The following is a 20,823-nucleotide window of genomic DNA, read 5'->3' as shown; positions in this document are numbered from 1 at the left end:
AACCCCGGCATGCCGGGGTTTTTTTATGCGCGTCGTTCGCAGTCGAACCGACGCCGCATCGTGGCGATGCCGGCCGGCGCGGCGCGCCGGCGCGGCGGCGTCAGCGTGCGCCGAAGCCGAACCAGCCGTGGCTCGCCGCCAGCCGCCGCGGACGATTGACGCGGCGCTGCGGGCCGAGCGTGCGGCGCAGCGCGAGCGCGCGCAGCGACGACGGCTTTTGCAGCAGCGAGCGCAGCCCGGCGCGGCGTGCGAACGCTTGCGCGTTCATCATCGAGAAGAACGCGTGGAACCACGCGCGGATGCCGTCCAGCCGGCTGTGCGCGTGCGTGTGCCCGGCGAGCGCGCGAGCCCGCGCGCGATGATGGCGCAGCGAGCGGGCGGGAGCGGACGGCACGACGCGCTTGGCAGCGCGGTTGAAACGGGAAGTCAGACGGAATGGCATGTGAACGATGCTTCGCTTGTATGGGTGGCGCCTTGCAGAGCGCACTGGTATCGACGGCCTCGGATGGCGCAACGGATCTTACCCAAACCCGCTGCGCGCCGCGCCCGCCAGAATTGACAGGCCGCGACAGGCTACCGGGCTTTCGTGACGCGCAAAAGTCGCGATAAACCCTCGTGCCGCAAGCGAATTGCCGCGTGCAGCCTGTCGCTGAGGCTCGCGCCGCGCCACACAGTTCCCTTGATCCGCATCAAATCAGCGATTGGCATGCCCATGCGCACGGCAATGGCGCTGTTCGCGGTCTTCGGCGCCGATTTACAATCGTCACATTCACACAATAAACGTCTGGCATCCCATGTCGTCACCATTGCAGTCGGAATCGATCCGCGCGCAGGTCGCGGAATTGCGCGAACACGGCTTCGTCGTTGCGCGCGGCCTCGTCGGCGAAGCGCAGTGCGCGACGCTCAAGCGGATCGCGCAGCGGCAGTTGCAGGAAGCGGCCGAGCCGATCGAATTCGAGGCCGATCTGCGCTATCCGGGCGCGCCGGACTCCCGGCACGCGCCGGGCGGCCATACGGTGCGGCGGTTGCTGGATGCGTACTCGCGCGACCCGGCGTTCGCCCAGCGCGCGATCGCGCCCGAGATCGGCGCATGGATGCGCGAGTACTTCGGCGAGCAGCCGGTGCTGTCGCGCGCGCATCACAACTGCATGATGACGAAGCATCCGGCGTACGGCAGCCTCACCGGCTGGCATCGCGACTTCCGCTACTGGTCGTTCGAACGCGCGGACATGGTGTCGGTGTGGCTCGCGCTCGGCACGGAAACGAACGAGAACGGCGCGCTGTGGCTGGTGCCGGGTTCGCACACGGCCGAATTCGGGCCGGAAGCATTCGACGACGCGAAGTTCTTCCGCAGCGACCTGCCCGCCAACCGCGTGATGATCGACGCGGCGATTTGTCCGCCGCTGCAGACCGGCGACGTCGTGTTCTTTCACTGCAACACGCTGCATTCGGCCGGCCAGAACCGCTCCGACGACGTGAAGTTCTCGCTGGTTTACACCTATCACGGGATCAGCAACCGGCCGCTGCCGGGCACGCGCTCGGCGGCGAAGCCGGAAGTGCAGTTCTAGCGGTGCGTCGGTCCGGCGCGCCCGTCGTGGTGCCGGGCCGTCGGGCTACCGGCCCCGGCGCGGCGCTTCGGCCGCGCGGGCACAATGACGAACGGGCGGCCTGGCCGCCCGTTTCGTTTGGTCGACCCGCTCGAGCGAATCGCGCCGGCGTGCTCAGCGCTTGTTGCCCGGCATCGCGAGGCCGATCAGACCGATCAGCATCGCGACGGCGCCGCCGGCGATCAGCAGGATCGTCTTCGTCGCGGGCGAGCCGGTGAAGAAGCGCGACACGTTGTCGTTGATCGAATGGAACGACTGGCCGCCGAAATAGAGCAGCACGACGCCGCCGACCAGCAGCGCAACCGAGATGACCCGGGACATACCAACCTCGCTGTAACGGTGATTCGAGACGCCGCAGTGTAGGCGACGCGCGCGGGCGCGTCCATGGCCGTGCGCGCTTCGGCCACGTTCGCTACCATGAACGCCGTACGTGTCCTTCGCCGCCGTCGCGCGATGTCTGCGCGCGGCGCGCGTCCCTTCCCCGACGTCCAGACGGAACCGACTCATGGCCTACGAAGCAGCTTCCGAACGTTATGCCGACATGCAATACCGCACCTGCGGCAAATCCGGGCTCAAATTGCCCGCCCTGTCGCTCGGCCTGTGGCACAACTTCGGCGACACGACGCCGATCGCGACGCAGCGCGAGATTCTGCGCACCGCGTTCGACCTCGGCATCAATCACTTCGACCTCGCAAACAACTACGGGCCGCCGTACGGCAGCGCCGAAATCAACTTCGGCCGGCTGCTGAAGGAGGATTTCCGGCCCTACCGCGACGAGCTGCTGATCTCGACGAAGGCCGGCTGGGACATGTGGCCGGGGCCGTACGGCAGCGGCGGCGGCTCGCGCAAGTACGTGCTCGCGAGCCTCGACCAGAGCCTGCAGCGCATGGGCCTCGACTACGTCGACATCTTCTATTCGCACCGCTTCGACGCGCATACGCCGCTCGAGGAAACCGCCGGCGCGCTCGCATCGGCGGTTCAGCAGGGCAAGGCGCTGTATATCGGCATCTCGTCGTACTCGGCCGCGAAGACGCGCGAGATGGCCGAACTGCTCGCCCGGTACAAGGTGCCGCTGCTGATCCATCAGCCGTCGTACAACCTGCTCAACCGCTGGGTCGAGCACGAACTGCTCGGCACGCTCGATGCGCTCGGCACGGGCAGCATCGCGTTCACGCCGCTCGCGCAGGGGCTGCTGACGTCGAAATACCTGAACGGCGTGCCGGCCGATGCGCGCGTGAACAAGCCGGGCGGCGGTTCGCTGAAGCAGGATCACCTGAGCGCGGCGAACCTCGAGCACGTGCGCAAGCTCGATGCGATCGCGCAGCGGCGCGGCCAGAGCCTCGCGCAGATGGCGCTTGCATGGGTGCTGCGCGGCGAGCGCGTGACGTCGGCGTTGATCGGTGCGAGCCGGGCGGAGCAGGTGCGTGAAAACGTCGGCGCGCTGAAGAACCTCGAATTTTCGGCCGACGAACTCGCTGAAATCGATCGCTACGCGACCGAAGGCGGGATCAATCTGTGGGAAAAGCCGTCCACCGATCAGGCGATCTGACCGGTTGCATCGGCACGCGATACCGGCTCCGAAACATCGGGCGCCGTATCGCGATAACTGCGCGGCAACTGCGCGCGAGCCGCTGCGTCGCTGCGATGCAGCGACGTGAACCGCACGCAATGGGCGCGTTGCTACAGCAGCGCAGGCAGCCCTTCGACGAGCAATACCGCGACGCCGACGCCGAGGATCACGCCCAGCACGCGCAGCAGGTTGTGGCGGAACTGCGTGGCGCACGGCACCGCGCCGAGAAACAGCGCGCCGGCCAGCGCCATCGGAATCAACAGGATGAAGTCGCCGATCGTGAAATAGGTGGTCATGCGTGTCTCCGTAGTCGGCCGGCACAGGCACGCGCCTGCACCGGCCCCATGCCCGGTATTTCTAATGTGGGGCCGACCCGCTCGCAAGCGGGCCGGACAATTCGAGTATAGGCAACCGCGCCGCGTTTTTCGCTATCCGAACCATTAAAAGCAGCGGGAAAACGCCTGAATGTCGCCCGTTTCGCCGCGAATCGGACGAATGCCTTGCGCCAGTCTTTCCCGTTGCTTTCGGTTTGCGCGAAAGCGCAGTCCGGGACCGGCGATGTCGACCCGGTAAGCGGCCCGTGTCGGCTATGCGCGGCCGCGGCGCGGCCGACGTGCCGACGGGCGAAACACGAGCACGAGCCCCGCGACGATGGCGCCCATGCCGGCGAGCGCGAGCGGCGCGGGGCGGTGGCCGAGCCACAACGCGTCCATCAGCGTGGTGACGACGGGCACGAGATAGAACAGGCTCGTCACGTCGACGAGATCGCCGCGCTGCATCAACCGATAGAACAGCAGCTGCGCGATCACCGAAATCACGATGCCCAGCCACAGCAACGGTACGACGAATGCCCAGCCCGGCTCGAGCGACACGCGCTGGAACGGCAGGATCGCGACGCACAGCGCGAGGCCGATCGCGTTCTGCAACGGCAGCACGTCGGCGGGCGCCGCGCGCGTGCGTTTTTGCAGCAATGCGCCGACGGTCAGCGCGACGAGCGCGGCGAGTGCGCACGCGACGCCCGTCAGCGGCATGCCCGCGTCGCCGACGCCGCGGCATACGACGAGCGCCAGCCCGGCCAGCGACAGCCCGAGCCCCGCGACGCGCATCGGCTGCCAGCGCCGCTCGACGATCGCGAGCGTGACGATCGGCTGCACGCCGAGGATCGTCGCGAGCACGCCGGGCGCGATCCCGCGCTCGAGCGCGAGCAGATAGAAGATCGAATAGCCGCCCATCATCAGCAAGCCGGTGAGCGCGGCCATGCGGCGCTCGCCGCGCGGCGGCAGCCAGCGTCCGCGCACGCAGGCCAGCACGACGAGCACGAGCGATGCGAGCGCGAAGCGCGCGGCGAGGAAAACGAACGCGGACGCGTGACGCAGCCCCAGTTCGGCGAAGATCGCGCCGCTGCTCCACAGCAGGACGAACAGCGACGTTGCGCCATGCGCGGCGAGCGCGCGTTTGAACGAAATCATGTGAATTCACCTGTCGAACGGATCGAGACGTTCCATGCCGCGCGCAGACGTGCGATACGCGATACGCGAGCGCGTACCGCGTGTGTCACGCGGGCGGATGGAAAGCGGAATACCGGCTGGTCAGCCGGCGCGCGTCGCCGGTGGCGGCGGCGCGGCGCCGACGAGCGGCGTTGCGACAGGCGGAGGGGGAGCCGACGAATGCGCGCACGCTTGCGGCCGCGAGTCGAGCTGCGGCCAGGATTCTGCAGGTGTGGACGTGAGCGAATGCATCGTGTCGAAATGCGTTCGAATGCGAATGAACGTGAAAGGTACCGCGAGGCGGCCGTCCAGCGCAACGGGGTATGAGAACACCCCGCACACCCGCGAGCCAGCCGTACGCGATCCGACGACGGTCGCGATCGTCGTGCACGCGGCCGCGCAACCATCGCAGGCACGTCGCGCATCGCACGGTTCCCCGGCGCGACACGCGTGACGCACGCGCCGGGCGCTTTCCGCGGACGGTCACGTGCGACAGGGTATGATGGGGTTGATCGGGCGTGCAAGCGCGCGCACGACGCAGTGGTTGATTGGAGACATTCGACGAATTCGCGGCACTTCACCCGCTTCTTCTTCTTTTCGCGCTTCGATAAACCGTGAACAATGGGATCACGCGCAACATCCCCGGCGAGGGCGGCGCGGATCGTGCATTTGCCGGCTCGTCCGCGAGCCGGGTTTCAAGTTTCAAGAGTGGGGAACCATCATGCATGTCGGGTCGATTGTCTGCACTACCCATATCGCAGTGCCGAAGGGCGCGCGCGGCATCGTTCAGCGCGTTCTGGGCGACATGGCCATGGTGACCTGGTACGCGGGCGTACCGGGCGAGTCGAAGGAACTCAACACCGAGCCGTTCTTTCTCGAGGACCTGATCGACACCGGCGAATCCGTGCTGCCGGCCGGCGCCGCGATCCACTGAGTCCACGCATCGCAGCCAACGCTCGTGTTTCGGCGCGGCTGACGGCACAATGCGGGGCATGACAGACGTTACTTCCGCCTCCGCTGCTCCCGCCGGCCCGCCGTTCGCCGGCCTCACGCCCGAGTGCGTGCTCGACGCGCTCGACAGCGTGCTGATGCCGGCCGGGCTGCGCACCGACGGGCGCCTGCTCGCGCTCAACAGCTACGAGAACCGCGTCTACCAGGTCGGCATCGAGGACGGCCCGCCCGTCGTCGCGAAGTTCTACCGGCCCGCGCGCTGGTCGGACGACGCAATCCTCGAAGAACACGCGTTCGTCGCCGAACTCGCCGCGCGCGAGATTCCGGCGGTGCCTGCCCGCGTCTTCGACGGTCGCACGCTGCACGCGTTCGGCGGCTTTCGCTTCTCGATCTTCGAACGTCGCGGCGGCCGCGCGCCGGACCTCGACCGCAGCGACACGCTCGAATGGCTCGGCCGCTTCATCGGCCGCATTCATGCGGTCGGGGCGACGCAGCCGTACGTCGCGCGTCCGGCGCTCGACATCGGCACGTTCGGCTACGAGCCGCGCGACTACCTCCTCGCGCACGATTTCATTCCCCACGATGTGCGGCCGGCGTACGAGACGGCGGTCGCGCTCGCACTCGAAGGCGTCGAGGCCGCGTTCGACCGCGCGGGCGACGTGCGCATGCTGCGCACGCACGGCGACTGCCATCCGAGCAACGTGCTGTGGACCGATGCCGGCCCGCATTTCGTCGACTTCGACGACAGCCGGATGGCGCCGGCCGTACAGGATCTCTGGCTGCTGCTGCCGGGCGATCGCGAAGGCGCGTCGCGCGCGCTCGCGGACCTGCTCGCCGGCTATGAGGATTTCTGCGAATTCGAGCCGCGCGAGCTGCATCTGATCGAGGCGCTGCGCACGCTGCGCCTGATCCATTACGCGGCGTGGCTCGCGCGTCGCTGGGACGATCCGGCGTTTCCCGCGGCGTTTCCGTGGTTCAACACGCATCGCTACTGGGAAGCGCGCGTACTCGAGCTGCGCGAGCAGATCGGCGCGATGCAGGAAGGGCCGCTCTGGCCCGTGTGACCGCGCGGGTGGCCAACCGCGCCGCGCCGCCCCCGCCGCTCAGAACTTCAGCATCATCCGGATCACCGCGGCGAAGCGCTTGCCGTACGGCGGCGCGATCAGCCCGCGCGTGTTCAGCCGCGACTGCGTGAGCACGGGCTTCATCTTCGAGAACGTCACGAAGCCGTCGTAGCCGTGATATGCGCCCATCCCGCTCGCACCGACACCGCCGAACGGCAGGCTGCCGCACGCGATGTGCATCAGCGTTTCATTGACGGTCACGCCGCCTGAAATCGTTTCGCGCAGCACGCGGTCGATCGTGCCGCGATCCTCGTCGAACAGGTACAGCGCGAGCGGCCGCGGCCGCGCGTTCACGTAGCCGATCGCCTCGTCGAGCCGTTCGTACGGCACGAGCGGCAGCAGCGGCCCGAAGATTTCCTCCTGCATCACCTGCGACGCGTCCGGCACGTGCGTGAGTGCGCACGGCACGAAGCGGCGCGACGCGGGATCGGATGGCGCATCCGACAGCGGGTGCAGTTGCGCGCCGGCCGCCTGCGCGTCGCTCGCGAGCTGCTGCAGCCGCGCGTAGTGGCGCGGCGACACGATCGTCGTGTAGTCGCCGTTGTTCGACAGGTCCGGATACAGCTTCGCGAAGCGCGCCCGCGCGCGCTCGATGAACGCGCCTTCCATCCCGCGCGGCAGCAGCACGTAGTCGGGGGCGATGCAGGTCTGCCCCGCGTTCAGCGTCTTGCCGCCGATGATCGCGTCGACCGCCGCATCGAAGCGCGCATTCGGGCCGATGATCGCCGGCGACTTGCCGCCGAGTTCCAGCGTCACGGGCGTCAGGTTGTCGGCGGCGGCGCGCATCACGTGGCGGCCGACGTGCGTCGAGCCGGTGAACAGCAGATGGTCGAACGGCAGCGCGCTGAAGGCGGCGCCGAGCTCCGCATCCCCGTTCACGACCGCAACGTGGTCGCGCGAGAAGGTCTTCGCGATCAGCTGCTCGAACAGCGCCGACGTGCGCGGGGTCAGCTCGGACATCTTGACGATCGCGCGGTTGCCGGCGGCCAGCGCGCAGATCAGCGGGCCGGCGGCGAGCAGCACCGGATAGTTCCACGGCACGACGATGCCGACCACGCCGAGCGGCTGCGGCACGACCTTGGCGCGCGCCGGCCGCAGCCACTTGTTCATCCGCTTCGCCATCGGCTTCATCCAGCGCTTGCCGTGCTTCAGCGCATCGTCGATCTCTTCCTTCGCCATCCAGATTTCCGACAGCAGCACCTCCTGTTTCGCGCGATGCCCGAAGTCGGCGCTGATCGCATCGGCGAGCGCATCGGCGTGCTCGATCAGCATCGTGCGCAGCGCGCGCAGGTGCTGCGCGCGCGTGTCCCATTCCGGGTACGGGGCGCGCAGGTAAGCCGCGCGCTGATCGCGCAGCAGCGACGTGAGCGCATCGAGCGACGGCAGCGCTTGCGGGGCCAGTTCGGGCAGGTCGTTCTTCATCGCGTGTTCTCCAGGTGAGCGTGGCGGGTCGGCCAGCAGTCAGGCCGCACGTGTGCGCTCGGCGAGCGTGGCGGGTCGGGTCGGGGCCGCATGCGCGACGCGGCGTGGGGCCGGATGCGTCGGGTGAGCGAAAACGGCATGAAGCGGCAGGCAAGCGTCGCGTCCGCGCGACGGTATCCGGATGCGGAACCGGGGCGACGCGGTGCGCGCAGGCGGCGCGAGCCGATCGTCGTGGCAAGCGCGGACGGCCGCGTCGGGCGCTCGCCGGTGCGGCGAAGCGCAGTCGCGCAGCATGGGCAGATGCGTGTGTGCACGCGCGACCCGCCGCTCGCTCGACGGGCCGTCCAAACGGTCGGCCATCTGCGACGTCGTTCGATTTCGGCTGCTGCTGCATCGGCTGCAGCACGTCGCCGTGGTGGCGTCCGTTTGAATTGAAATGCGGGCGGCGCGCGGCGCGATCGGATCATCCGGTCGGCACGCGGCTCGCAGAGCTTCGCGCTGCATCGTCGTCTCCCCAGTTTTGCGACGGCGCGGCGTCTGGCGGCCGTTGCATCGCGTCGCATCGATCGACACATCTTAAATTTAGTTCACGCGTGCGTTTAGAGGAATCGCTCTTTAATGGACCTGCCGCGCGCGCGATGGCCGTTCCTACAATGCCCGAACATTACAAGCGGGAGCCGGCCGAACCGGGCGCCGTTCATGACACGAAGGAGACGTGACGTGCAATACGACTACATCATCGTCGGCGCGGGCTCGGGCGGCTCGAGCCTCGCCGGCCGCCTCGCCGACGCCTGCCCCGATGCGACGATCGCGCTGATCGAAGCCGGCTCGCACACGGAGCGCAATCTGCTCGTCAACATGCCGGTCGGCATCGCGGCGCTCGTGCCGTTCAAGCTCGGCACCAACTACGGTTACGAGACGGTGCCGCAGCCGGGCCTCGGCGGCCGCCGCGGCTATCAGCCGCGCGGCCGCGGGATGGGCGGCTCGAGCGCGATCAACGCGATGATCTACACGCGCGGCCATCCGGGCGACTACGACGAGTGGGCGGCGCTCGGCGCGACGGGCTGGGGCTGGCAGGAGGTGCTGCCGTATTTCCGCCGCGCGGAAGGCAACCAGCGCGGCGCCGACGCATGGCACGGCGCGGACGGTCCGCTCACGGTTTCCGATCTGCGCTTCCGCAATCCGTTCTCCGAACGATTCGTGCAGGCCGCGCATGCGGCCGGCTATCCGCTGAACGACGACTTCAACGGCGCGACGCAGGAAGGCGTCGGCTTCTACCAGGTCACGCATCGCGACGGCTCGCGCTGCAGCGTCGCGCGGGCGTACATCTACGGCCGCAACCGGCCGAACCTGCACGTGATCACCGATGCGACGGTGCTGCGCGTCGGCTTCGACGGCAAGCGCGCGGTCGGCGTCGTGGTGTCGCGCGACGGGCGCGTCGAGACGCTCGGCGCGCGGGCTGAGGTGATCCTGTCGGCCGGCGCGTTCAACTCGCCGCAACTGTTGATGTGCTCGGGGATCGGTCCGGTCGAACAGCTGCGCCGGCACGGCATCGCGGTCGTGCACGATGCGCCGGAGGTCGGCACGAACCTGAGCGACCACATCGACTTCATCGTCAATACGCGCGTGAATTCGTCCGAGCTGGTCGGCATCTGTCTGCGCGGCATCGCGAAGATGACGCCCGCGCTCGCGCGCTACCTGTCGAGCCGCACGGGGATCATGACGAGCAACGTCGCGGAGGCCGGCGGCTTCATCAAGAGCGATCCGTTGCTCGATCGTCCCGACCTGCAGCTGCATTTCTGCGCGGCGCTGGTCGACGATCACAACCGCAAGATGCACTGGGGGTTCGGTTATTCGCTGCACGTGTGCGCGCTGCGTCCGTTCAGCCGCGGCACGGTCGCGCTCGCGAGCGGCGATGCGCGCGACGCGCCGCTGATCGATCCGCGCTTCTTCAGCGATACGCGCGATCTCGACCTGCTGGTGCGCGGCGCGCACGCGATGCGGCGGATCCTGTCGCAGGCGCCGCTCGCGTCGCAAGGCGGCCGCGAGCTGTACACGCGGCCAGACCAGAGCGACGCCGAGCTGCGCGCGACGATCGTCGCGCACGCCGACACGATCTACCATCCGGTCGGCACCTGCCGGATGGGCTCCGATGTGCGGGCGGTCGTCGATCCGCAACTGCGCGTGCGCGGCGTCGACGGGTTGCGGGTCGTGGATGCGTCGGTGATGCCGACGCTGATCGGCGGCAACACGAATGCGCCGTCGGTGATGATCGGCGAGCGCGCGGCGGACTTCATCGTCGCGGCGCGCAACGGCAGCGCGTCGCGCAGCGCGGCGGTCGCGGCCGTGCACGGCCGCTGAGCGCCGGTCAGCGCACGCGATGCTCAGGCAAACGTATCGACGAGGCCGGCGCGGCTCACGGTTGCGGCGGCCGCTGCGGATGGCGCGGCGTCGAGCGGTGCGTCGGCGCCTGACGATCCGGCGCGTGCGCGCGACGACGGTCGTCCGCCGGCGAAGGCCTGTTGCTGCGCGTTCTGCTGCGAGCCGAAGCCGCCGTCGCTGACCGTCGCGCTGCCCAGCCCGAGACCGCCCGCTTCCATCGCTTCGCGCAGCTTCGGCAGCGCCGCCTCGACGGCATCGCGCACCTGCGGGTGCTGCGACACGAACAGCGCGTGCGCATGATTGTCTGCCACGCGCAGCACGACCTGCAGCGGCCCGAGATCCGGCGGGTTCAGCGTGAGCTCGGCGCTCTGCTGATGCGCATTCGACAGGAACACGACCTTCTGGCTCAGCGCATCGGTCCAGTCCGCGGTGCCGACGTGCGGCGCGAGCACGTGCGCATTGGCCGCGGCGATCGAGCCGGCGACCGGAGACGCCTGCACGTTCGCCTGTGCCGCAGCCGCGGCCGTGGCCGCTGCGGTGGCGGCGGCCGCCGTCGCATCGGCTGCCGGGCTGGCGGCCTGTTCGCCGGACCCGAATCCATGCTGCGCGGCCGACTGGCCGCCCGCGCCGGCCTGCAGCGCCGAGGCGGCCGCTTGCGCGGGTGTCTGTTGCGTTGCGAGCGCACCCTTCGCGTCCGCGAGCGTGCGGTCGAAGGTCGGGACGGTCGGCGTGGACTGCGCGCCTGCGGCCGTCGGCGCAGCCGCCGACGACGTGCCCGCGGCGCCGGCGGGCAGCGCGATCGCGCCCGCGTCGCCGCTCAGCTTCGCGAGCGCGGCCTGCAGCGCATCGCGGGCCGCGGCGGGCGCGACCGGCGTGGCGGCGGCATCGGTGCCGGCCTGATGTGCGAGCGCGGCCGTCGCGTCGGGCTGGCCCGCTGCGACCGCCGTGCCGGCGAGCGCGGCGGCGCCGGCAGCCGTCGCCGCGGCATCCGCTGCGGCCGCCGCCGGATTGTCCACGCGCGCCTGCAACTGCGCCTGCATGGCGACGGCCGCGGCCAGCGCGGCCGCATCCGGGTTCGGCGTCGCGTTCGCGTCGTCGGTGGACTTGTCGTCGTGGTTGCCGGACGGCTTCGACGGGTTCGTGCCGGCGGCCGAGGTCGACGAATTCGGCGCCGACGTCGACGCGGCCGATGAAGTCGCGCCATCCGACGTGTCGCCGCTGGCGGCGTCGTGGCGGCTGGCGACGCTTTGCTTGAGCGTCTGCGCGAACGGCACGGCGGCCGGGCCGCTGGCGGAATCGTTGCCGGCCGACGCGGCCGGCGTGGCGGATGCGGCCGACGAGCCCGAGTTGCGAACGGCCTTGATGGCGGCGCCGGCGGTGTCGATCAGGGCGCCGAGCAGGGGAAGAGGGAGCATGACGATTCTCTGGTTCGAAAGCGTTGAGCGGTTAGGCCGAACGGGCCGCGTCGGCCCGCATGCGCAGAATCTTCGCGGCGTGTTCGTCGGCGTCGCGCTGTTCGCGCTTCGCTGCGCGCTGCGCGTCCTGCGCGACGCCGCGCGCCTGCAGGATCTCGTACGAGCCGACGGTGCGCTTCTTCTGCTGCCAGTTCGGGCGTGCCTCGTCGATGCGCACTTCGGCCGCGGCCAGCACGCTGCGCTGCTGCGCGATCGCCGCGTCGAGCGTATCGATGAACGCCTGGAAATTGCGCCAGTTGCCGGCCGGCATGCCGTGCTGCGCCGACTGCGAGAAGCGCGCGTGGTATTCGTCCCGATAGCGCAGCAGCGCGTCGAGCTGTTCGGCGGCCGCGCTGCGATCGCGCTGCGCGGTGCCGAGCTGCTTGGCCGCGGCGTCGAGGTCTTCCTGCGCGCGGTCGAGCAGCAGTTGCAACGGAAATCCATGTGCCATCGGCGTCAGCCTCCGTATTCGTCGAACAGCGCATCGAGCGCGGCGAGGCTCGATGCGAACGGCGCGCATTCGCGAAAGCCCTGCTGCAGGAACGCTTCGATGCGCGGGTAGAGCGCGATCGCGCGGTCGAGCTGCGCGTCGCGGCCCGGTGCATAGGCGCCCACCGCGATCAGGTCGCGATTGCGCTGGTAGCGCGACAGCATCTGCTTGAACTGCCGCACGCGATCGAGATGCCCTTCGTCGATCAGCGCGGTCATCGCGCGGCTGATCGACGCCTCGATGTCGATCGCCGGATAGTGGCCGGCCTCGGCGAGCGAGCGCGACAGCACGATATGGCCGTCGAGGATCGCGCGCGCGGAGTCGGCGATCGGGTCCTGCTGGTCGTCGCCTTCGGTCAGCACCGTGTAGAACGCGGTGATCGAGCCGCCGCCTTCCGGCCCGTTGCCGGTGCGCTCGACGAGCGCGGGCAGCTTCGCGAACACCGACGGCGGATAGCCCTTGGTCGCGGGCGGCTCGCCGATCGCCAGCGCGATCTCGCGCTGCGCCATCGCGTAGCGCGTCAGCGAATCCATCAGCAGCAGCACGTGCTTGCCCTGGTCGCGGAAATATTCGGCGAGCGAGGTCGCATAGGCGGCGCCCTGCATCCGCAGCAGCGGCGACACGTCGGCCGGCGCCGCGACGACGACCGAGCGCGCGAGGCCGTCCTCGCCGAGGATCTGCTCGATGAATTCCTTCACTTCGCGGCCGCGTTCGCCGATCAGCCCGATCACGATCACTTCCGCGCTCGTGTAGCGCGCCATCGTGCCGAGCAGCACCGACTTGCCGACGCCGGAACCCGCGAACAGGCCCATGCGCTGCCCGCGGCCGACGGTGAGCAGGCCGTTGATCGCGCGTACGCCGACGTCGAGCACGTGATGAATCGGTTCGCGATCGAGCGGGTTGATCGACGGCGCGGACAGCGGCGCGTCGACCTTCGCCGCGAGCGGGCCGAGGCCGTCGAGCGGGCGGCCCGACGCGTCGACGACGCGCCCGAGCATTTCCCAGCCGACCGGCAGCCGTTTCGCGCCCGCGAGCGGATCGGCGACGGGGGCGGCTTCGAGCGGCCACACGCGCGCGCCGGGCAACACGCCGGCCACGTCGGTGGTCGGCATCAGGAACAGGCGCTCGCCGGAGAAGCCGACGACTTCCGCTTGCGCGTACGGCAGCGTGCTGCCGGGCGGCAGCTCGATCGTGCATTCGGCGCCGACCGACAGCCGCAGGCCGATCGCTTCGAGCACGAGCCCCGCCGCGCGCGTGAGGCGCCCGCAGGGCCGCAGCGGCAGCGCGCGCTGGCTGCGCGTCGCGAGCGTGTGCAGATGCGCGCGCCAATGTTCGAGGTGCGGATTGTGTGGCGCGTGCTGCGTGTCGGCCGGCGCGCTCGCGGCGGCGGGCTCTGCGCCCGGCGCGCCCTCGGGCCCGAACGACGCGAGCGCGAGTTCGCGCTCGAGCGGCGTCAAGCCGTCGTGCGCGAGCTGCTCGGGCGAGCGCGTCACCACGTGCTCACCTTGCCGATCGCGGCGGCGACGCGCTGCCAGCGGGTGGGCAGCGTCGCGTCGACCTCGCCGGTGGCGGCGTGCGCGCGGCAGCCGCCGCGTTCGATCGACGCGTCGGTGCGCACGCTCCAGCCGAGCGTGTCGAGATCGTCCTGCAGATAGGCTTCGACGACGGGCAGGTCGGCCGGATTCACGACGAGATGCGGGGCGCCGGACAGCGCCGGTTCGGCGGCGAGCACGTCGCGCACGGCCGCGACCAGCGCGGCGGGATCGTGCTTCACGTGCTGACGCACGACCTGCTGCGCGATGTCGAGCGCGAGCTGCGCGAGATCGGACGCGAGATCGTGCTCGGCCTGCGACACGGCCTCGCGAAACGATACGGCCAGCGCGGCAAGCTGCGCGGCCTGCTCGCGGGCTTCGGCCTGGCCGGCCGCATAGCCCTGCTCGCGGCCCTGCTCGAAGCCGGCCTGGTAGCCGCGCGCCTGGCCGTCGACGTGGCCGGCCGCGTGGCCTTCCGCATGGGCGGCGTCGCGCACGCGCTGCAGTTCCTCGGCGAGCGCGGCGGCCGCGGCGGCCGCGTCGTCGGGCGGCGGAGGCGGCGGGGGCGGGTCGAACGACGCCATCTCCCACCGCTGGTACGCGGTGAGCGTGGCGCGATCGCGCGCGGCATCAGACATATGCGTCTTCCGCCTTGCCGCCTAGCACGATCTGGCCGCTCTCGGCGAGGTTGCGCACGATCTGCAGGATGCGGCGCTGCTGCGTCTCGACTTCGGACACGCGCACCGGGCCGCGCGCGTCGAGATCCTCGGCGAGCAGCTCGGCTGCGCGCTGCGACATGTTCGCGAGGAACTTCTGGCGCAGCGCGGGCGGCGCGCCCTTCAGCGCGATGATCAGCGTCTCGGATTCGACTTCCTTCAGCACCATCTGGATCGCGCGATCCTCGAGGTCGAGCAGGTTCTCGAACACGAACATCTGGTCGACGATCTTCTGCGCGAGATCGGCGTCGTACTGGCGCACGTTTTCGAGCACGCCTTCCTCATGATGGCTCGTCATGAAGTTCAGGATCTCGGCCGCGGTGCGGATGCCGCCCATCGGGCTGCGCTTCAGGTTGTCGCTGCCGGACAGCAGGCCGGTCAGCACGTCGTCGAGCTCGCGCAGCGCGGCCGGCTGGATGCCGTCGAGCGTCGCGATCCGCAGCAGCACGTCGTTGCGCAGCCGTTCGGTGAAGCACGACGCGATTTCCGACGCCTGGTCGCGGTCGAGGTGCACGAGGATCGTCGCGATGATCTGCGGATGCTCGTTCTTGATCAGCTCGGCGACGGCGGCCGAATCCATCCACTTCAGGCCTTCGATGCCGCTCGTGTCGCTGCCCTGCAGGATCCGGTCGATCAGCACGCCGGCCTTGTCCTCGCCGAGCGCCTTGGTCAGCACCGAGCGGATGTAGTCGCCGGAATCGAGCGACAGCGCGGTGTGCTGCTCCGCTTCGCGCGCGAACTCCTGCAGCACTTCCTCGACCTGCTCGCGCGTGACGTTCTTCAGCGCGGCCATCGCGGCGCCGATCTTCTGCACCTCGCGCGGCGCGAGGAACTTGAATACTTCAGCGGCCTCTTCCTCGCCGATCGACATCAGCAGGAGCGCGCTCTTGTTCAGGCCTTCAGCGTTCATCGGACACCCAGTTCTTCACGACGGTGGCGACGATCTTCGGATCCTGGCGGGCGATCGTGCGCGCGTAGTCGAGGTTGCGTTCGTAGCGGTTCTTCTCGTTCTCGAAGCCGAGCAGCATCGGATCGGGCTCGGCGGCCGCCTCCGGCGCGGGCAGGCCGTCGAGCACGACCGTGTCCTCCGGCGCCGCGAGCGCCGGCGCGGGCGGCTCGGGCGGCGGGAACGCGCGGCGCATCGCCGGGCGCACGAACATGAAGTAGAGCGCCGCCGCGGCCGCCGCGATGCCGAGCCACTTCGCGGCTTCCTTCGCCATCTCGATCATGTCCGGCTGGCGCCACCACGGCAGGTCGGCGTACGGGTCGTTCGCGGTCGAGAACGCGCTGTTCACGACGTTCACCGAGTCGCCGCGCTTCTCGTCGTAGCCCATCGCGTCCTTCACGAGCTGCTCGATCTGCGCGAGCTTCGCGGGCGGCAGCGGCTGCATCGTCACGTGGCCCTTCGCGTCGGCCACCGGCTGATAGTTGACCACCACCGCGACCGACAGCCGCTTCACGTTGCCCATCGGCTGCTCGACGTGGCGGATCGTCTTGTCGAGCTCGTAGTTGGTCGTCTGGTCCTTGCGGTCGCTCACCGGCGTCGACTGCGGCCCGCTCTGGCCGTTGCCCGCGACGATCGGCGCGGACGCCGGTTGCGGCGGCGTGTTCGACAGTGCGCCCGGCACGCCCGACGCGCCGCCCTGCGCGAGTTCGGTCGCGCTGCTGGTCTGCTGGCTGCGGATCGCGGCCTGCTGCGGCGTGCCGTTCGGGCCGTAGCTTTCCGAGGTCTGTTCGAGCTTCGAGAAATCGATGTCCGCGCTGACCTGCGAGCGCGCGTTGCCGGTGCCGAAGATCGGCGCGAGGATCGAATCGATGCGCTTCTGCGTGTTGCGCTCGACCTGCTGCACGTACTTGAGCTGGCTCGCGTCGAGGCCGGACGCCGAGGCGGGCTGCGTCAGCAGGTTGCCGTCCTGGTCGACGATCGTCACGTTCTTCGCCGGCATGTCGGGCACGCCCGACGACACCATTCGCGTGATCGCCTGCACCTGGCCCTCGTCGAGCACGCGGCCGGGGTAGAGGTCGATGAACACCGACGCGCTCGGTGCTTCCTTGTCGCGCACGAACACCGACGGCTTCGGGATCGCGAGATGCACGCGCGCGCCGCGCACGGCGTTGATCGATTCGATCGTGCGCTGCAGCTCGCCTTCGAGCGCGCGCTGGTAGTTCACCTGCTCGGCGAACTGGCTGATGCCGAATTTCTGGTTGTCCATCAGCTCGAAGCCGACCGAGCCGCCCTTCGGCAGGCCCATCGCCGCGAGCTTCAGCCGCGTTTCGTGCACCTGGTTCGACGGCACCAGGATCGCGCCGCCGGCGTCGGCGAACTTGTAGGGAACGTTTGCCTGCTGGAGCGCGGCGATGATCGCGCCGCCGTCACGGTCGGACAGGTTGCTGTAGAGCACGCGATAGTCGGGCGTGCGGCTCCACAGCACGAGGGCGGTAATCGCGGCGATCGCAAACGCGACGGCGATCAGGAACGGCAGCTTCGGGTTGCCCTTCATCCGTGCGATGCCCGGAATCCGTTCCGCGAAGCCGCCGAACCCGAAGTCAGCGCCGGCAGCGCCCGCGCCCGGCAACGCGGCGGCCGCGGTTGCGCCTGGCACCGGGCCGGCGAGGCCCGTGCGAGCGTCGGGGTTGATCAGCGAGTTGGCCTGCGAATCCATGCGAGGAGTTTCTCCGGAGCGGGACGACTGAGCCGCTCAGGCGAGCGGACGGACAATGACACGATGCGATTATCGGGACCGGAGCGCGACTCCGATCGCCCGAAAAGAGCCGGGTTTCCCCCGTACTTTCTCGGCTTTGGCGCGGGCCGCGCTGCTATCCTTTTTCGCGATCCGGCATGGTGCGCATGGTGCGGCGCCGGCGGGTCGCCCGGGACGTCCGGGTCTCTTCTCTTGTGTCTGGGGACAGCATGGTTGCCAACGTCAGCGGAATCGGGTCGGTATTGCAACAAATGCAGGCGATGGCCGCGCAGGCGAACGGTGGCGTGGCCAGCCCGGCGGCGGCGCTCGCCGGCTCGGGCGCGGCCACGGCGGGGACCTTCGCGAGCGCGATGAAGGCGTCGCTCGACAAGATCAGCGGCGACCAGCAACATGCGCTCGGCGAGGCCCGCGCGTTCGAGGTCGGCGCGGCGAACGTGTCGCTGAACGACGTGATGGTCGACATGCAGAAGGCCAACATCGGCTTCCAGTTCGGCCTCCAGGTCCGCAACAAGCTGGTGAGCGCTTACAACGAGGTCATGCAGATGTCGGTGTGATGTCCCGCGGGCGGGGCGGCCGCGTGCGCGCCTAAAGGTTTTCAATTCCCTTCCGATAACTCCGGAACAGGGCCGCGTCGTGCGATGCAGGGCGGCGGCTACCGCATAGCCAACGCATCACAAGGAGAAGCGCATGTTTTCGCCAGGGCACGCTGGAGCCAGCGCATACGCGCGCGTCGGCGTCGAGACGGGCGTGATGGGCGCGTCGCCGCACCGGCTGATCGCGATGCTGTATCAGGGCGCGCGCCAGGCGATCGCACTGGGGCGCATGCATTTGCAGCAGGGCAACGTGGCCGCTCGCGGCGAAGCGATCGGCAAAGCCATCTCGATCGTCGAGAGCGGGCTGCAGGCGTCGCTGAACCGCGACGTCGGCGGCGAGATCGCCGCGCGGCTCGACGCGCTGTACACCTACATGGGCCGCCGGCTGCTGCAGGCCAACGCGCAGGGCAGCGACGCGATGCTGGTCGAGGTCGACGGGCTGCTCGCCACGCTCGAGGAAGCGTGGACGGGCATTGCGCCCGAAGTCGCCCGGATGGCCGCGCAGCAGGCTGCGGATGCGGCCAGATGAACGGCAAGGCCCAATACTTCGCTAGCTACGAGGCGCTCGCGGCCGTGTCCGGCCAGATGCTGAGCGCTGCGCGCGCTGCCGACTGGAGCGTGTTGCCGGCGCTGCAGGTGGAGTTCCTGCGCCTCGTCGACGAGTTGAAGGAGGCCGCACCGGGCGTTGCGCTCGACGAGCCCGAGCGGGGCCGCAAGCTCGAATTGATTCGCCGGATCCTGGCCGACGACGCCGCGATCCGCGATCTCGCCAGCCCGGACATGGCCCGGCTGTCGGGGCTGTTCGAGGCGCGCCGCTCGAGCCGCGTATTGACCGATCTGTATCGCGCGCGCGGGTAAGGCCCGTTTGCCGGGGCGGCGCTTGCCGCGGGCCCCGATTCCGGATTTGCAACGAAGTGGCTGAGGTGAGCAGGCTCCGATCATGACCGGTATCGACCCCGTTGCGGCCGCCTTGCTGACGAGCCGCATCGACAGTCTGCTGACCACCGTGACGGCGCCCGCCGGCAGCGGCGCCGCGCAGGTCGGCACGCCGGGCGCCGGCGTGGCGTCGGCGGCGCCTGCGCTCGCGCAGCCGGCCGCGCCGCCCGCTTCGGCGCAGACCGCGCTGTCCGACGTCGCGCTGGTGCTCGATGCGATCTCGCGTTCGGGCGGCGTCGCGACGCCCGCGATCGCCGGGCGCGCACCGCTGCTGGCCGATCCGACCGTGCTGCTGAATGCGCTGACTGCGTCGCCCGACGGCGCGCAGCCGGGTGCGGCCGCTGCGGCGGCGTCTGCGCCTGCTTCGTCCTCGCCTGCTTCGTCTTCTTCTCCTTCTTCTTCAACGCCATCGGCCGCGACCGCCGCGAACGCCGCCGCGGCCGTGCGCGATACGCCCGCCGCGCCGCCCACGGCGGCGCTGCGCGCGGCGCTCGCGCAGGCCGTGAGCGAAAGCGGCCTGTTCTACGAATCGCATCTCGCGCAGTGGCTTGCCGGCCAGCGTCCGCTCGCCGCGCTGATGCGCGAACCGCAGGCGCGGCTCGCGACGGTGCCGGTGCAGACGGCCGCCGACGCCGCGCAGCACGACGCACCCGACCCGCTCGACGAACTGCTCGCGCAGCGCGCGCCGCTGCCGGCTGCGCGCGCCGCCGTGTCGTCCGGTGCGTCGGCAGCGGGCAGCGCCGCGCCGCATGCATCGATGCCGAACGCGTCGGCGGCCGCGCGCGGTGGTGCGCCGGGCGCGGCCGGCATGGCCGATCCGCTCGGCGAACTGCCCGACGCGCACTGGGCGACACCCGCGCGCGCCGCGCTGGCCGCCGCGTCGGCCGATCCGCAGGCGCAGCCGCAGTCGTCGGCGGCCGTGCATCCGGCGGCCGTCGCGATCGTGAGGCAGCAACTCGATGCCCTCGCGACCGACCAGTTCCGCTGGACCGGCGAAGCATGGCCGGGCGCGCGGCTCGACTGGACGATCGAGCCGAACGACCCGGGCGGCCGTGCGCCGCGCGGCGGCGACGGCGACGGCGACGCGGGCGACGGCATCGCGTGGCGCACGCGGCTCACGTTGACGCTGCCGTCGCTCGGCACCGTCGACGCCGAACTGGTGCTGAACGGCGCGCAACTCGTCGCGCGCCTGCGCGCGAATTCGGCCGGCGCGGGCCGGCTGACGCGTAACGAGGCCGCGCTGCGGCAGCGCTTCGAAGGCTCGGGGCTGCGGCTCGGCGGCCTGTCGATCCGCGCGGTCGGCGACGCGCCGGACGGCTTCGACGCGTTCGTCGCGCAGGCCGCCGCCGCCGCGTATGCGCGGGGCGGCGCGGGCGGCACGCCGGACGTCGACGAAACGGTGCCGCGATGAGCATGGGTTCCCGCAAGCGCGCGGCCGCGCTGGTCTACGATCCGAAGGGCGGGGACGCCGCGCCGCGCGTCGTCGCGAAGGGCTACGGGCTGGTCGCCGACATGATCGTCGAGCGCGCGCGCGATGCCGGCCTGTACGTGCATACCGCGCCGGAGATGGTGTCGCTGCTGATGCAGGTCGACCTCGACGACCGGATTCCGCCGCAGCTTTACCAAGCCGTCGCCGATCTGCTTGCCTGGCTGTACGCGCTCGATCGCGCCGAGCCGGAGCGTGAGCCGGACGGCGCCGCGCACTTTCCGCTGCCGGCGCTGCGACGCTGAGCGTCGCGCGGGTTCGCTCGTTCGTTTCGTTTCGTTGCTTGCCTGCGCTGTTGCGTCGGTGTCGGCTGGCGCGGGCTTTCTTCCCGTATCTCGCCGTAAATCTGCCCGATCAGCCGCCGATCGGTG

General features: G+C 70.1%; 21 protein-coding genes. 10 read left to right on the top strand and 11 right to left on the bottom strand.

Translation table 11 applies throughout. The features are described 5' to 3' along the window. Positions 1-100 precede the first annotated feature (100 nt). Positions 101-442 carry a hypothetical protein gene (locus MYA_RS13790; RefSeq protein WP_011886318.1) on the bottom strand — a complete coding sequence of 114 codons (342 nt, stop codon included), beginning with the start codon at positions 440-442 and terminating at the stop codon, positions 101-103. A gap of 352 nt (positions 443-794) precedes the next feature. Between MYA_RS13790 and MYA_RS13785 the strand changes: the two genes are divergently transcribed. Beyond that, complete coding sequence (locus MYA_RS13785; RefSeq protein ID WP_011886317.1) at positions 795-1,568, top strand: phytanoyl-CoA dioxygenase family protein; 774 nt, start codon at positions 795-797, stop codon at positions 1,566-1,568. 153 nt (positions 1,569-1,721) lie between these two features. On the opposite strand, the gene MYA_RS13780 is transcribed toward MYA_RS13785, so the two are convergent. Continuing rightward, a complete protein-coding gene (locus MYA_RS13780; protein WP_011886316.1) occupies positions 1,722-1,928 on the bottom strand; it encodes a DUF3185 family protein in 207 nt (68 codons plus the stop codon). Between the two features lie 184 nt (positions 1,929-2,112). Between MYA_RS13780 and mgrA the strand changes: the two genes are divergently transcribed. After that, positions 2,113-3,156, top strand: a complete 1,044-nt coding sequence (mgrA, locus tag MYA_RS13775; RefSeq protein WP_014723849.1) for an L-glyceraldehyde 3-phosphate reductase — start codon at positions 2,113-2,115, stop codon at positions 3,154-3,156. Positions 3,157-3,287: 131 nt separating this feature from the next. Here the strand turns inward: mgrA and MYA_RS13770 are convergent, their stop codons facing one another. Together MYA_RS13770 and MYA_RS13765 are read right to left on the bottom strand one after the other, a co-directional pair. After that, entirely contained in the window at positions 3,288-3,473 is a 186-nt protein-coding gene (locus tag MYA_RS13770; RefSeq protein ID WP_011886314.1) for a hypothetical protein, read from the bottom strand. Between the two features lie 291 nt (positions 3,474-3,764). After that, positions 3,765-4,646 carry a DMT family transporter gene (locus MYA_RS13765; RefSeq protein WP_014723847.1) on the bottom strand — a complete coding sequence of 294 codons (882 nt, stop codon included), beginning with the start codon at positions 4,644-4,646 and terminating at the stop codon, positions 3,765-3,767. 739 nt (positions 4,647-5,385) lie between these two features. On the opposite strand from MYA_RS13765, the gene MYA_RS13760 reads away from it, so the two are divergent. Further along, entirely contained in the window at positions 5,386-5,598 is a 213-nt protein-coding gene (locus MYA_RS13760) for a hypothetical protein (RefSeq protein ID WP_011886311.1), read from the top strand. A 49-nt stretch (positions 5,599-5,647) separates the two neighbouring features. After that, positions 5,648-6,679 carry a serine/threonine protein kinase gene (locus MYA_RS13755; protein WP_011886310.1) on the top strand — a complete coding sequence of 344 codons (1,032 nt, stop codon included), beginning with the start codon at positions 5,648-5,650 and terminating at the stop codon, positions 6,677-6,679. 39 nt (positions 6,680-6,718) lie between these two features. Here MYA_RS13755 and MYA_RS13750 read toward each other — a convergent pair whose 3' ends face one another. Beyond that, on the bottom strand, positions 6,719-8,161 hold the full coding sequence (locus MYA_RS13750; protein WP_014723843.1) for a coniferyl aldehyde dehydrogenase: 1,443 nt from the start codon (positions 8,159-8,161) through the stop codon (positions 6,719-6,721). 720 nt (positions 8,162-8,881) lie between these two features. On the opposite strand from MYA_RS13750, the gene MYA_RS13740 reads away from it, so the two are divergent. Then, positions 8,882-10,522, top strand: a complete 1,641-nt coding sequence (locus MYA_RS13740; RefSeq protein ID WP_014723841.1) for a GMC family oxidoreductase — start codon at positions 8,882-8,884, stop codon at positions 10,520-10,522. Between the two features lie 23 nt (positions 10,523-10,545). Here the strand turns inward: MYA_RS13740 and MYA_RS13735 are convergent, their stop codons facing one another. From MYA_RS13735 to fliF, 6 genes are read right to left on the bottom strand one after another with little or no spacing between them, the layout of a single operon-like run. Beyond that, positions 10,546-11,958, bottom strand: coding sequence for a flagellar hook-length control protein FliK (locus MYA_RS13735; RefSeq protein WP_014723840.1), 1,413 nt, complete (start codon positions 11,956-11,958; stop codon positions 10,546-10,548). 31 nt (positions 11,959-11,989) lie between these two features. Further along, positions 11,990-12,448, bottom strand: a complete 459-nt coding sequence (fliJ, locus tag MYA_RS13730) for a flagellar export protein FliJ (RefSeq protein WP_011886306.1) — start codon at positions 12,446-12,448, stop codon at positions 11,990-11,992. Between the two features lie 5 nt (positions 12,449-12,453). Beyond that, the gene (gene fliI, locus MYA_RS13725; protein ID WP_014723839.1) at positions 12,454-13,983 is read right to left on the bottom strand and encodes a flagellar protein export ATPase FliI; all 1,530 of its coding nucleotides are present in this window, start codon (positions 13,981-13,983) and stop codon (positions 12,454-12,456) included. Next, complete coding sequence (gene fliH / locus MYA_RS13720) at positions 13,977-14,657, bottom strand: flagellar assembly protein FliH (RefSeq protein WP_011886304.1); 681 nt, start codon at positions 14,655-14,657, stop codon at positions 13,977-13,979. Before fliH ends, fliI begins: the two co-directional genes overlap by 7 nt. Continuing rightward, positions 14,650-15,645: a flagellar motor switch protein FliG gene (gene fliG / locus MYA_RS13715; RefSeq protein ID WP_011886303.1), complete on the bottom strand. Its 996-nt coding sequence runs from the start codon at positions 15,643-15,645 to the stop codon at positions 14,650-14,652. Before fliG ends, fliH begins: the two co-directional genes overlap by 8 nt. After that, positions 15,635-17,398, bottom strand: a complete 1,764-nt coding sequence (gene fliF, locus MYA_RS13710) for a flagellar basal-body MS-ring/collar protein FliF (RefSeq protein ID WP_014723838.1) — start codon at positions 17,396-17,398, stop codon at positions 15,635-15,637. Before fliF ends, fliG begins: the two co-directional genes overlap by 11 nt. Before the next feature lie 248 nt (positions 17,399-17,646). Here fliF and fliE point away from each other — a divergent pair, with 248 nt between their 5' ends. The 5 genes from fliE to MYA_RS13685 all read left to right on the top strand — a co-directional run bounded on the left by fliE (position 17,647) and on the right by MYA_RS13685 (position 20,697). Next, complete coding sequence (fliE, locus tag MYA_RS13705) at positions 17,647-17,991, top strand: flagellar hook-basal body complex protein FliE (RefSeq protein ID WP_011886301.1); 345 nt, start codon at positions 17,647-17,649, stop codon at positions 17,989-17,991. 133 nt (positions 17,992-18,124) lie between these two features. Then, on the top strand, positions 18,125-18,559 hold the full coding sequence (fliS, locus tag MYA_RS13700; protein ID WP_011886300.1) for a flagellar export chaperone FliS: 435 nt from the start codon (positions 18,125-18,127) through the stop codon (positions 18,557-18,559). After that, complete coding sequence (locus tag MYA_RS13695) at positions 18,556-18,888, top strand: flagellar protein FliT (RefSeq protein ID WP_011886299.1); 333 nt, start codon at positions 18,556-18,558, stop codon at positions 18,886-18,888. The genes fliS and MYA_RS13695 overlap by 4 nt, the downstream gene beginning before the upstream one ends. 82 nt (positions 18,889-18,970) lie before the next feature. Then, positions 18,971-20,377 carry a flagellar hook-length control protein FliK gene (gene fliK, locus MYA_RS13690; protein ID WP_014723835.1) on the top strand — a complete coding sequence of 469 codons (1,407 nt, stop codon included), beginning with the start codon at positions 18,971-18,973 and terminating at the stop codon, positions 20,375-20,377. Further along, a complete protein-coding gene (locus tag MYA_RS13685) occupies positions 20,374-20,697 on the top strand; it encodes an EscU/YscU/HrcU family type III secretion system export apparatus switch protein (protein WP_014723834.1) in 324 nt (107 codons plus the stop codon). The genes fliK and MYA_RS13685 overlap by 4 nt, the downstream gene beginning before the upstream one ends. The last annotated feature ends 126 nt before the right edge of the window (positions 20,698-20,823 follow it).

Origin of the sequence: Burkholderia sp. KJ006, from assembly GCF_000262695.1 — a bacterium.
Lineage (GTDB): Bacteria > Pseudomonadota > Gammaproteobacteria > Burkholderiales > Burkholderiaceae > Burkholderia > Burkholderia vietnamiensis.
This window is presented reverse-complemented; position numbering and strand designations above follow the sequence as displayed.

Bases quoted from the DNA above. Each gene is read 5' to 3' on its own strand.
- MYA_RS13750 (WP_014723843.1), bottom strand. From the start codon at position 8,161: ATGAAGAACGACCTGCCCGAACTGGCCCCGCAAGCGCTGCCGTCGCTC.
- MYA_RS13765 (WP_014723847.1), bottom strand. From the start codon at position 4,646: ATGATTTCGTTCAAACGCGCGCTCGCCGCGCATGGCGCAACGTCGCTG.
- MYA_RS13735 (WP_014723840.1), bottom strand. From the start codon at position 11,958: ATGCTCCCTCTTCCCCTGCTCGGCGCCCTGATCGACACCGCCGGCGCC.
- fliH (WP_011886304.1), bottom strand. From the start codon at position 14,657: ATGTCTGATGCCGCGCGCGATCGCGCCACGCTCACCGCGTACCAGCGG.
- MYA_RS13685 (WP_014723834.1), top strand. From the start codon at position 20,374: ATGAGCATGGGTTCCCGCAAGCGCGCGGCCGCGCTGGTCTACGATCCG.
- MYA_RS13785 (WP_011886317.1), top strand. From the start codon at position 795: ATGTCGTCACCATTGCAGTCGGAATCGATCCGCGCGCAGGTCGCGGAA.
- MYA_RS13695 (WP_011886299.1), top strand. From the start codon at position 18,556: ATGAACGGCAAGGCCCAATACTTCGCTAGCTACGAGGCGCTCGCGGCC.
- MYA_RS13755 (WP_011886310.1), top strand. From the start codon at position 5,648: ATGCGGGGCATGACAGACGTTACTTCCGCCTCCGCTGCTCCCGCCGGC.
- MYA_RS13760 (WP_011886311.1), top strand. From the start codon at position 5,386: ATGCATGTCGGGTCGATTGTCTGCACTACCCATATCGCAGTGCCGAAG.
- fliG (WP_011886303.1), bottom strand. From the start codon at position 15,645: ATGAACGCTGAAGGCCTGAACAAGAGCGCGCTCCTGCTGATGTCGATC.
- fliF (WP_014723838.1), bottom strand. From the start codon at position 17,398: ATGGATTCGCAGGCCAACTCGCTGATCAACCCCGACGCTCGCACGGGC.
- fliE (WP_011886301.1), top strand. From the start codon at position 17,647: ATGGTTGCCAACGTCAGCGGAATCGGGTCGGTATTGCAACAAATGCAG.
- fliJ (WP_011886306.1), bottom strand. From the start codon at position 12,448: ATGGCACATGGATTTCCGTTGCAACTGCTGCTCGACCGCGCGCAGGAA.
- fliS (WP_011886300.1), top strand. From the start codon at position 18,125: ATGTTTTCGCCAGGGCACGCTGGAGCCAGCGCATACGCGCGCGTCGGC.
- MYA_RS13770 (WP_011886314.1), bottom strand. From the start codon at position 3,473: ATGACCACCTATTTCACGATCGGCGACTTCATCCTGTTGATTCCGATG.
- fliK (WP_014723835.1), top strand. From the start codon at position 18,971: ATGACCGGTATCGACCCCGTTGCGGCCGCCTTGCTGACGAGCCGCATC.
- mgrA (WP_014723849.1), top strand. From the start codon at position 2,113: ATGGCCTACGAAGCAGCTTCCGAACGTTATGCCGACATGCAATACCGC.
- MYA_RS13790 (WP_011886318.1), bottom strand. From the start codon at position 442: ATGCCATTCCGTCTGACTTCCCGTTTCAACCGCGCTGCCAAGCGCGTC.
- MYA_RS13780 (WP_011886316.1), bottom strand. From the start codon at position 1,928: ATGTCCCGGGTCATCTCGGTTGCGCTGCTGGTCGGCGGCGTCGTGCTG.